Origin of the sequence: Micromonospora matsumotoense (assembly GCF_900091525.1) — a bacterium.
Lineage (GTDB): Bacteria > Actinomycetota > Actinomycetes > Mycobacteriales > Micromonosporaceae > Micromonospora > Micromonospora matsumotoensis.
The window spans coordinates 248,267-259,711 of record NZ_FMCU01000010.1; the positions used below are offsets into that span (position 1 = coordinate 248,267).

An 11,445-nucleotide genomic window follows, 5' to 3' on the forward strand; every position below is an offset into this window, starting at 1 on the left:
CCCGGTGCGCGCGGCACCGGGCCAGCCGGCGGCGGGCGCCCTCCCGGACCCGCCGCGCCGGCAGCGGCTCGGCTACAGCCTGCTCGTCGTCGCACCGGCCGTGGTCGGCACGGCCGCGCTGTTGGGCACCGCGCGGGCCGGCGTGGGTGGCCCGTCCGGGCCTGCGGCAGGGGTTTCGCAGACGGCCGTGTTCTTGCTCGCAGCCGCCATGGTGTTCGTCACGGCCCGGGCCGCCGGTGCCTTTGCTGTCCGCCTCGGTCAGCCGCAGGTCATCGGTGAGATCTGCGCGGGCATCCTGCTCGGGCCCTCGGCGCTGGGCGCGGTGGCGCCAGACCTGGCGGCGTGGATCTTCCCCGCGCCGGTGGTCATCGGCCTCGACGGCCTGGCCCAGGTCGGGCTCGTGCTCTTCATGTTCGGGGTCGGGCAGGAACTGGCGGCGGTGCGCGGCGCGGCCTCGGAAGCGCGGGGCGCGGCCCTGGTGGCCCTTGCCTCCTTCCTGGTGCCCTTCGCGGCCGGACTGCTGCTGGCGACATGGCTCTTCCCGCAGCACGCCGGAGGCCCGGTGGGGTCGACCGCCTTCGCGCTGTTCGTCGGGTGCGCGCTCGGCGTCACCGCGTTTCCGGTCCTGGCGCGCATCCTCAGCGACCTCCATCTGACCTCCAGCCGCACCGGACGCCTCAGCCTCTACGCCGCCGGGATGGGCGACGGTGTCTGCTGGGCGGTCCTCACGGTCGCCCTAGCCCTGGCGCAGGGGCACAGCGCTGCGGCCAACTGGCGGACGCTCCTGCTCCTGGTGCTGGCAGCGGTGATCCTGGGGCCGGTCCGGATCGCGCTCCGCAGGCTGCTCGACGGTCGGTTCGCGGGCTCTCCGGGCACGGTGCTGACCCTCTGCATAGCCGGCACGGCCGCCAGCGCCGCGCTGACGGCCGCGCTGGGGGTGCACCAGCTGATCGGCGCGTTCCTCTTCGGACTCGCCTGGCCGGCGGCGGGCGGCGGGCGGGCGGGCTCTAGGCCGACCGCCTCCGTCGCGTCGCTGGCCACGCTGCTGCTGCCCTTCTTCTTCCTGGGGTTCGGTCTCTCCCTCGACCTCCGGAAGCTCGCCTTCGACCGGGAGAATCTCGTGCTCCTGGCTGTGCTGCTCGTCGTCGCCACCGTCTCCAAGGTGGCCGGCGCGGGTCTGGCGGGCCACTGGTCGGGCCTGCCGCGCACTGAAGCGCTGGGGCTCGGCGTCCTGATGAACACTCGCGGCCTGACCGAACTGGTCGTCCTGGGGGTGGGCCACCAGGCAGGGGTGATCGACGCCCGGCTGTTCGCCGCCCTCGTCCTGGTCACCCTGGTGACCACCGCGACGACCGGTCCGGCGCTGCGTGCCCTGCGGGTTGTCGGGGCATCGGCGCGGAGTGGGCCCCACGTGACCCCGGTGCGCATTCACGAACAAGTCTCTGAAGTGGGCGAGATGAGTCAAGACAAGGCAGTTGCCCAGTGGCGCGAGATCCTCGGTGAAGCCGGGGTCTCGGACGACGGACCGAGCACGGAGTCGGTGCTCAGCACCACGTCCGTGTCGCCGCCCCGGCAGATCGTGGCCGTGCTGCGGCCCACCGCGCCGGCCCAGGTCCCCGAAGTGGTGAGGGTCGCGCGGGAGCACAAGGTACCGCTCTACCCGGTGAGCCGGGGGTGCAACTGGGGGCTCGGCTCCCGCCTGCCGGTCACCTCGGGGTGCGCGCTTCTCGACCTCTCCGGGCTCGACCGGATCCGCGAGGTCGATCCGCGCGGGCGCTTCGCCGTTGTCGAACCCGGCGTCACCCAGGCGCAGCTGGCGGGGCACCTGCGGCAGCACGCGCCCGGTCTGGTGCCGAACGTGACGGGATCGTCGCCGCACTCGTCGATCGTGGGCAACCTCCTCGAACGCGGCACCGGGTTCCGGCGGCATCGCGCCGAGGAGGTGCGCGGTCTCGAAGTCGTGCTGGGAACGGGCGAGTTGCTGCGAACGGGCCTGTGGGCGGGCGACGGCAAGCGGCAGCTGCACCACTACCGCCACGGCCTCGGTCCCGGTCTGGACCACCTGTTCGTCCAGTCGGGTATGGGCATCGTGACCGCTGCCGTGGTCGATCTGGTGCCGGTCCGCGACGAGCTGCGCCTGGTGATGTTCTCCCTGGCCGAGCCCGCCCTGCCGCGCGTCATGGACACGATCGCCGAGCTGTTCACCGCCAACGCGCTCGACTCGATCGTGCATGTCTTCAACAACAAGCGCATCGGTTCGATGAGCCAGAGCCACGAGGTGCCGATGTGGACCGGGGTGGTGGCGCTCGACGGGACTGCGGCGCAGGTCGCGGCCGGGGTGGGGTACGTCGGTGACAAGCTGACGCGGGCCGGCGCGCAGGTGCGGGTGGTCGACAGCCAGGACGCGGCCGCCGACCCGGACCCGGTGGTCTCCGCGATGTTCGCGGTGCACGCCGGGCGTCCGACCACCGCCTTCCTGGAAGGTCTGCACCGCGCCATGGGTCACGAGCCGGCCCCTTCGGAGCTGGACACCCTCGACGACACGACGATCGGCTACCTGGCGTGCATGCCTGTGGTGGCGGTGTCCGGAGAGACCGTCCGCGACCTCGTCGAGCTGGTCGAGTCCGTCTGCGAGCGGTACGGCATCGCCCCCGCCATGGCGGTGAACCCGACCGGCCCCGACTACGCCGAGGTCGTGATCAACCTGTACTTCGACCGCGCTGCCGCCGGGCGGACCGAGGCGGCGCACGCCTGCAACGCGGACCTGCACGAGCGGCTGTACGCCGACGGCTTCCGGTTCTACCGCGTCGGTATCGACGCCATGGACTTCATCACGCACCAGGACACGGCTCCCTGGGGGGCCATCGGCCTGATCAAGAACGCGCTGGACCCGGACGGCATCATCGCGCCCGGCCGCTACAGCCGTATTACGCCCTGAGAGTGCGAACTGCCGATGGTTCAGAACGGTTTGACACTATTGATGCACCACTCATAATGTCTGAACGCTGTTCCATCATGCTGAGTGAAGGTTGGTTTGCTGTGTCGGTTCGTCTGAAACAACTCATCGTTCCCTTGTTTGGGGTGCGCGCCGAATCCGGACCGGGGCACGTTCCGATCGAACGTCCCAGAACGTCGACTTGCTCCGTGACGTTCCGTGCGACCGGAGTGGAGGGGTCGAGGTGAGTCAGAGCACCAGCCGGCAGCAGCACCCCACGGCCGAGGAAGCGGTCGTCACTGGCCCCTGGTGGGAGGGGCGCACCAGGCAGATCGCGATTCTGATCGCCGCCCAGGCCCTCTATCTGTGCTCACTCAGCGTCGACCTCACGCTGAGCGGGCTCATCGGCTACAAACTCGCCCCCAACCCGGCCCTGGCCACCGTGCCGTTCGCGTTGATCACCGTTGGCTCGGCCTGCACCACCGGCCTGGCCTCGGCGCTCATGGCACGGCGCGGGCGTCGGGCGGGCTTCCTGCTAGGCACCGGCCTCGCCGTGGTGGGTGGTCTGGTCTCCGTCCTGTCCATCCACCTCAACTCGTTTCTTCTGTTCTGCCTGGGTGCGCTGTGCATCGGCTTCTTCCAGGGCTGCGCGGGCTACTACCGGTACGCCGCCGCCGACCAGGTGCCGGCCGAGTACCGGGCCCGAGCCATCTCGACGGTCCTGACCGGCGGGATCATCGCGGCCATCGCGGGTCCGTTCATCGCCACCGCGCTGATGGACGTGACGGCGCACGAGTACGAGGGTTCCTACATCCTCGTCAGCGTCCTCGCCGTGATGTCCATGGTGGTGGTGTTGTTCTTCAAGGACCGCAGCGTCGTCGCCACCCCACCGGCCGGGCAGGCACAGCAGGCCGAGCAGGTGGAGAAGGCGCCCGAGATGTTGTCCCGCGCTGCGATCCTGCGGCAGCCGGGTTTCGCCGCCGGCGCCTTCGGTGCGGGCGTCGGCTACTTCTCGATGATGGTGATCATGACGGTTGGGCCGATCGCCGCCATGAAGACCGGGCACGGGCCGGATGAACGCACCATCATGATCCAGCTCCACATGGTGGGCATGTACGCGCCGGCGCTGATGGCAGGGATCCTCATCCGCAAGGTCGGTGTCGGCTGGCTGCAACTGCTGGGCACGGCACTGGGCATCGCCGGAGTCGTCATCGGAGCCACCGGTGGCAGCCAGTTCAACTTCATCACGGCACTCACCCTGGTGGGCATGTCGTGGAGCCTGCTCTACATCTCCGGCTCCGGCCTGATCGCCACCTCCTACCAGGCGAAGGACAAGGCCCGGAGCCAGGCCCTCGGCGAGGCACTGATCCTGGGAAGTTCGGCGATCGGCGGTCTCAGCGCTGCGTCCCTGCTGCAGTTCTTCGGCTGGAGCATGGTCAATGTGCTGATGCTGGTGCTGCTGATCGCTTGCGGCGCGGTCACCCTGGCCCACCGGGCACGGAGCGCTGCGAAGACCGTGTAGATCCGTCGTCGTCGGGAACCGCGACGCCAAGCAGGAATGGACCGATCGATGCTCTTTTCCATGACGTTCGAAGGACAGATGGCGGATCCAGCCGATGAGCGCAGCGTGCTGCGCCATTGTGTCGAACAGGCCGTCTTCGCGGAGCAGGCCGGATTCGATCGGGTCTGGGCGGTTGAGCACCACGGTCTGCGGTGGTGTGCGCATATGAGTGCACCCGAGGTGTTCCTGTCGATGGTGGCCGCCAAGACCAGTCGCATCCGCATCGGGCACGGGGTCGTTTGCCTGCCGTTCGCAGTCAATCACCCGATCCGGGCGGCCGAGCGGGCGGCGATGCTCGACCTTCTGTCCGACGGCCGGCTGGATCTCGGCGTGGGCAGGGGAGCGACCCAGGTGGAGACCTCGCTCTTCGGCGTGGATCCCGAGCGCACCCACGCGGAGCTCGACGAAGGGGTGCGGATCATCGCGTCCGCCTGGAAGGACGAGGTCCTGGAGTGGCACGGCCCGCTGCTCGACATCGGCCCGCGTGCCATCCTGCCCCGACCGGTCCAGTTGCCGCATCCGCCGCTGTTCATGGCCTGCAGCCGGCAGGAGACCGTCGAGTTGGCGGCCGAGTACGGCGTCGGCGCGCTGGTGATGGGCTTCGGCGGCATCGAGGAGGTGCGCAAGCTCCGCAAGGTCTATGACGAGGCGATAGCCACGCGCAGTGGGAGCAGGTTGGTCTCCTCCTCGGTCAACGACCATCTGGCTGCCCTGTGCCCGACGGTCGTGCTCGAAGACGGGCAGCGGGCTCTGGAGATCGGCGTCCGTGGCCAGCGGTTCTTCGCCCAGTCGATCGGCCACTACTACATGGGGCGGCCGAGGCCGGATGAGTCGGTCGATCCAGCGACCGGGCAGCTCGGCCGCCCCGACCACGACCACGACCAGGCTCGTGCGATGGACCGTGCCCGCGAGGACCAGATCGCCTTCCTCAACGAGGCGAGGATCCCCGCGGATCCGACCACGCTCGGCGTGTTCAACACCGACCACGCCTACGGGACGCCGGAGCAGGCGATCCGTTACGTCGAGAAGCTGCAGGAGGCAGGGGCCGACGAGGTGATCTGCCTCATCCAGATGGGGACGGTCCCGCTCGACGTATGCATGGAGACCATCCGTATGTGGGGCGAGCACGTCATTCCCCAGTTCCGCCGCTGAACCCGCACCCGGAAGCAGAACTCGTCACGAGAAGGAGTACGCCGTGGAGTACAAGGACTACGACATCGAGCTGCCGTCGGGCACGGTGCACGTGCGACGTTGGGGCAGCAGCGACCGGCCGGTCGTCTTCGGTGTCTCCGGCCTGACCGCCAACCTGGTGTGCTTCGAACCCCTGGCCGAGGCGCTCGACCGTGCGGGCTACCAGCTCGTGGCGCATGACATGCGTGGCCGGGGCCTCAGCGACAACACCCCGGCGGGATCCTACGGCTGGCCGGCCCACGCACAGGACATCATCGGGATCGCCGATGAGCTGGGCATCGAGGAGTTCGACTACATCGGCTGGTCGACCGGGAGCCTGATCGGGTTCAACATCCACCGCACGGCACCGGAGCGGCTGCGGCGACTGGTGCTCCTGGACCAGGTCGCCGCGGCTCCGGCCCCGGTCATGGACGTCGCCCGGCAGGTGATCGACCGGCTGGACTCGACGGTTCCCTCGCTCCCGGAGTATCTCGAGAACGTCAAGAACATGGGGCTGGTCCGGCCCTGGTCGGAGACCTGGGAGTCCTACTTCGTCTACGAGATGGAGCCGGTGGAGGGCGGATTCCGGTCTCGTACCTCGAAGGCCGCGGTGATGGAGGACTTCGAGTGGGACATCGAGCACGACGGCCGTGACCTCTGGGATGACGTCGGGTGCCCGGTGCTGCTGGTGCGCGGCCTGGACCCGGTGACGCCGGAGAGCGGGCTGATCGTCCCCGAGGAGACGTTCCAGGACTTCATGAAGGCCGTTCCGCAGACCGAGGTTGTCGAGGTCGACCGGAGCCACTACGGCGTCGGGACCAGCGAGGTGACCGCCGCGGCCGTCGTGGAGTTCCTCTCCCGCCAGTAGCAGCGGGCCACGCCGGGGCCGGTCTCGGTTGGCGCCGTCTGCTGTCGCGGATCGCTGTGTCGTAGTTGGCAAATGATCGAGGGGGGCGTTCATGAGGCCGAAGGTGACCGTGCTCGGGATCGGCGGGTCGACCAGGGCGGGTTCGACCGCGGAAGCCGCACTGCGTGCCGCGCTGACGGCGGCGGAACAGTGCGGGGCCGAGGCCAGGCTGATCGTCGGCCAGGATCTGCAGATGCCGCTCTACGACCCCGCTGAGCGGAAACGTTGCCCGCAGGCCGTCCGACTGATATCGGAGGTCGCCGCAGCCGACGGCATCGTCCTCTCCAGCCCTGCCTACCACGGCAGCATGTCCGGGTTGGTGAAGAACGCGCTCGACCACGTCGAGGAGCTACGCGAGGACGTCCGCCCCTACTTCACTGATCGGCCCGTCGGCTGCATCGCCGTTGGTCAGGGATGGCAGGGTGCGGTGAACACCCTGGCGGCGCTGCGGGACACGGTCTTCGCCCTGCGGGGCTGGCCGACCCCGCTCGGCATCGCGCTGAACACGGCCGACGTCGGCTTTGGGCCGGGTGGGCAGTGTTCCGACGGGCGTCTGCAGGCCCAGTTGGAGACGGTGGCCGAGCAGGTGGTGGCGTTCGCCCGGATGCGACTGGACGTGCTGCTGCCCGCACCACCGCCCGCCGCGTTCGCCGGCGACATGCAGGCCCGCCTCGGTATGGGGCGGTTCGCATGACCGACACGGTTTCCGGCAACCTCGGCGCAAGCGGCGCGGGTGACCGGCGCGCCTCGCCATCGGATGATCATGTGCTGTGGCTGCGGCGCTTCCACCCCGCGCCCGACGCGGCCGTCCGGTTGCTGCTCTGCCCGCATTCCGGCGGCTCGGCCGGCTACTTCCGGGCGCTGTCCGGGGTGCTGTCACCGGTGGTGGAGGCGGTGGCCGTGCAGTACCCCGGGCGTCAGGACCGCCGAGCGGAACCGCTGATCGACGACCTGCGGGAGCTTGCCGCCCGGGTCGTCGACGTACTCGCGGACGAGCCCGGCCCCGTGGCCCTGTTCGGGCACAGCATGGGTGCGCTGCTCGCGTTCGAGCTGGCCCGGCGCCTCGAACACGGGGGCCGGGAGGTCGCCGGCCTGTTCGTGTCCGGTGCCAGGGCCCCCTCGCTGCTCGGCAACGAGGGACTGCACCTGGTCGATGACGCGGAACTCCTCCGGGTCGTCCGCTCCTTGAACGGCACCGATGCCGAACTCCTCGACGACGAGGAGATCGTCCAGGCGGCGCTGCCACTCGTCCGCAATGACACCCGGGCGGTGGAGACCTACGGCTATCAGGGCACCACCGTGCCCGATCTCAGGTGCCCGATCGTCGCGCTCGTCGGCACCGAGGACCCGCGGGTCGCCGTGGCCGAGGCCGAGAAGTGGCGGGACCACACGTCGGGCCCGTTCACCCTGCACACCTTTCCGGGCGGTCACTTCTACCTGAACTCGTACACCACCGCGCTCGGGCGTCTGATGACCGTGCTACTGACTGGGATGACCGATGACTGACGTGCACGGTGCGACTGCGGACAACGACGGGTGCATCGCCGTGATCGGTTATGCGTGCCGGCTTCCCAAGGCGCCCGATCCGGACGCGTTCTGGGCACTCCTGCGCACCGGAGGCAGCGGAATCACCGAGATCGTCGACGCCCGACCCGATCTCGTCGAACCGCTGGCCGCCGCAGCCGCCCGCCACCCCGGGCTACGGTGGGGCGGATTCGTCGAGGGCGTCGACCGGTTCGACGCCGGATTCTTCAAGCTGTCGCCGCGCGAGGCCGAGGCGATGGACCCCCGTCAGCGGCTGGTGCTCGAACTCGGCTGGGAGGCGATCGAGCACGCCGGCATCCAGCCGGGCGCGCTGGCCGGAACCCCCGTGGGTGTCTTCGTCGGCGCCAGCGGCGACGACTACGCGCGGCTACAGGGATCCCTGGACGAGATCGACCACCGGTCGTTCACCGGGCTCAGCAACGGGATGCTGGCGAACCGGCTCTCGTACTTCCTGGGGCTGCGCGGGCCCAGTGTGACGATCGATACCGCGCAGTCCTCCTCGCTCGTCGCCGTGCACACGGCCTGCGCGGCACTGCGCCGGGGGGAGGCCTCGACGGCCCTGGCGGCGGGCGTGAACCTCAACGTCGCCCCGGCGAGTTGGTTGGCCATGGCGGAGCTCGGCGCCCTGTCACCGGACGGCCGTTGCTTCACCTTCGACGCCCGCGCGAACGGCTTCGTACGGGGCGAGGGCGGTGCGGCGATCCTGCTCAAGCGACTGTCCGACGCCATCGCCGACGCTGATCGGATCCACGCCGTCATCCGCGGGACGGCGGTCAACCACGACGGCGACGGTCGCGGCTTCACCGTACCGAATGTGGAGGCCCAGGCGGAGCTGCTACGGCTGGCCTGCGTCGACGCCGACGTCGATCCCCGCGACATCCAGTACGTCGAACTCCACGGCACCGGCACCAAGGTGGGGGACCCGATCGAGGCCGCCGCCCTGGGCAGGGTGCTGGGAGCCGGTCGCGGCCCCGCCGAGACGCTGCAGGTCGGATCGGTCAAGGCCAACATCGGTCACCTGGAGAGCGCCGCGGGCATCGTCGGCCTGGTCAAGGTCGTCGCCTCGGTCGATCATCGAGAATTGCCGGCGAGCATCAACTTCGAGCGGGCGAATCCGGCTCTGGACCTGACATCGCGCAACCTGATGGTACGTCAGGACGCAGGAGCCTGGCCGCGACCGGATCGGCCGCTGCTCGCCGGAGTCAGCGCGTTCGGGCTCGGCGGGACCAACTGCCATGTGGTCGTGTCGGACTGGCCCGATACTGCACCGGTCCGGCCGGTGGCGACCCCGACCGAGTCCCGCGCCCTGCTCTGGGTGCTCTCCGGCCGGACCCCCCAGGCGCTCCGGGGCCAAGCCGCACGCCTGCGGGACCGCCTTGACGTGGGCGGCCGGGAATCCCCCGTCGAGCTGGGGTTCTCGCTGGCCACGTCACGCACGGCCTTCGAACACCGGGCGGCGCTGGTCGGCGCGACGAGGGAGGACCTCGTCGCGCAGTTGGCGGCGCTGCGGGACGGGAGCGCCTCGGTGCCGATCGGCAGGCCCGTCGAGGGCGGGCTGGCCTTCCTGTTTCCCGGCCACGAGGCATCAGGCGTGCGTGCGGGAGCGGAGCTGTACACGGAGTTCCCGGCCTTCACCGCCGCCTACGACGCAGTGTGCCGGGAGCTGAACCGGCATCTGGATCGCCCGGTCGAGTCGGTCGCCTTCGCAGCCGACGGGACGGCCGGCGCGAGGCTGCTCGACGAGACGCTCTGGGCCCAGTCGTTCCAGTTCGCCTTCGAGGTCGCCCTGTTCCGCCTCTTCGAGTTCTGGGGCATCCGGCCCGACTACGTGCTCGGTCACTCCGCCGGTGAACTCGCCGCCGCCCACGTGGCCGGCGTGTTCTCCCTGGAGGATGCCTGCGCACTGGTCGCGGCCCGCGGCACGCTGATGCAGGCGCTGCCCGACCGGGGCGCGATGTACTCCCTTGAGGCCGGTGAGGCCGAGGTACGGGAGTCGATCGGGCGTCACGCCGCCGGGGTGGACGTCGCCGCGGTCAACGGGCCGATGTCCACAGTGATCTCCGGTGACGCCGCAGCAGTGGCCGAGATCGCGCAGTCCTGGGCGGCGCGGGGCAGGACGACCAGCCGCCTGGGGGTGATCCGGGCCTGTCACTCCGCCGACATGGACCCGATCCTGGCGGAGCTCGCCCGTATCGCGGGTGGGCTCACCTTCCGGAAGCCCACGATCCCCATGGTCTCCACCCTGACCGGTGTGGTGACCGATGACATCCGGGGACCCCGGTACTGGACGCGGCAGGTGCGCGAGACGGTGCGCTTCGCCGACGGCGTCGACAGCCTGTACGCGTCCGGCGTGACCACCTTTCTCGAACTCGGCGTCGCCGGCGCGCTGTCGGCGATGGCGAGCACGGGTGTGGAGGGTCGCCAACCGGATCAGTTCGTCCCGGCGTTGCCGGCCAACGGGGCCGAGGCCGAGGCAATTATGGGCGCGCTGGGCCGGCTGCACCTGCGGGGCCGGTCGCCGGACTGGAACCGCGTGTTCGTCGACGGCAAGCGGGTCGACCTGCCGACGTACGCGTTCCAGCGGGGACGGCACTGGCGTCGTTCGGCTGCTCGTCCTGCCACCGACGGGGTCCAGGATGCCGCCGTGCAGCAGACCTCGGCGGCCCCGCAGCCCGGGTCGGATCGCAGCCCGGATCTGTTGGAACTGGTCCGCTCGACGGCTGCCGCGCTGTTGGGGCATGAGGGTCCCTGGGCGGTGGAACCCACCCGCGCCTTCAGCGATCTGGGCTTTGACTCCATCATGCTCGAGCAGTTGCTGGGCCGGGTGAACGAAGCCACCGGTCTCACCATGCCCACCACCGTGATGTACGACCACTCCACCGCCGAAGCTCTGGCCCGGTTCGTCGGCGCAGCACTGAGCGGGGCGGCCGTGCAGCCGTCACCGGGTGCGCCTTCGGACCGGCCTGCCGACGAGGATCCCGTCGTGATTGTGGGGATGGGGTGTCGTTTTCCGGGTGGGGTGTCGTCGCCGGAGGAGTTGTGGGAGTTGGTGGTGGGTGGGGGGGATGCGATTGGTGGTTTTCCGTTGGATCGGGGTTGGGATTTGGATGGTCTTTATGATCCGGATCCGGATAGGGCGGGTACGTCTTATGTGCGGTCGGGGGGTTTTTTGGGGGATGTGGCGGGTTTTGATGCGGGGTTCTTTGGGATTTCGCCGCGTGAGGCGTTGGCGATGGATCCGCAGCAGCGGTTGTTTCTGGAGGTTTCGTGGGAGGCGGTGGAGGACGCGGGGATTGATCCGTTGTCGCTGCGTGGTGAGCAGGTGGG

7 protein-coding genes are annotated in these 11,445 nt (G+C 69.9%); all 7 read left to right on the forward strand.

Translation table 11 applies throughout. The features are described 5' to 3' along the window. Positions 1-4 precede the first annotated feature (4 nt). Positions 5-2,938 (forward strand): cation:proton antiporter domain-containing protein, encoded by a 2,934-nt coding sequence (locus tag GA0070216_RS20825; RefSeq protein ID WP_176739065.1) that lies wholly within the window; start codon positions 5-7, stop codon positions 2,936-2,938. A 241-nt stretch (positions 2,939-3,179) separates the two neighbouring features. After that, on the forward strand, positions 3,180-4,457 hold the full coding sequence (locus tag GA0070216_RS20830) for an MFS transporter (protein ID WP_176739066.1): 1,278 nt from the start codon (positions 3,180-3,182) through the stop codon (positions 4,455-4,457). A 60-nt stretch (positions 4,458-4,517) separates the two neighbouring features. Continuing rightward, positions 4,518-5,648 (forward strand): LLM class flavin-dependent oxidoreductase, encoded by a 1,131-nt coding sequence (locus tag GA0070216_RS20835; protein WP_218108249.1) that lies wholly within the window; start codon positions 4,518-4,520, stop codon positions 5,646-5,648. Positions 5,649-5,691: 43 nt separating this feature from the next. Continuing rightward, complete coding sequence (locus tag GA0070216_RS20840) at positions 5,692-6,534, forward strand: alpha/beta fold hydrolase (RefSeq protein ID WP_091248572.1); 843 nt, start codon at positions 5,692-5,694, stop codon at positions 6,532-6,534. A 91-nt stretch (positions 6,535-6,625) separates the two neighbouring features. Continuing rightward, positions 6,626-7,267 (forward strand): NADPH-dependent FMN reductase, encoded by a 642-nt coding sequence (locus GA0070216_RS20845; protein ID WP_091248576.1) that lies wholly within the window; start codon positions 6,626-6,628, stop codon positions 7,265-7,267. Then, positions 7,264-8,079 (forward strand): thioesterase II family protein, encoded by an 816-nt coding sequence (locus GA0070216_RS20850; RefSeq protein WP_091248580.1) that lies wholly within the window; start codon positions 7,264-7,266, stop codon positions 8,077-8,079. The genes GA0070216_RS20845 and GA0070216_RS20850 overlap by 4 nt, the downstream gene beginning before the upstream one ends. Continuing rightward, on the forward strand, positions 8,072-11,445 hold a 3,374-nt coding region (locus tag GA0070216_RS20855), incomplete at its 3' end, for a type I polyketide synthase (protein WP_141723148.1). The genes GA0070216_RS20850 and GA0070216_RS20855, both read left to right, overlap by 8 nt.

Coding starts and splice junctions, on each gene's coding strand:
- GA0070216_RS20835 (WP_218108249.1), top strand. CDS start 4,518: ATGACGTTCGAAGGACAGATGGCGGATCCAGCCGATGAGCGCAGCGTG.
- GA0070216_RS20845 (WP_091248576.1), top strand. CDS start 6,626: ATGAGGCCGAAGGTGACCGTGCTCGGGATCGGCGGGTCGACCAGGGCG.
- GA0070216_RS20850 (WP_091248580.1), top strand. CDS start 7,264: ATGACCGACACGGTTTCCGGCAACCTCGGCGCAAGCGGCGCGGGTGAC.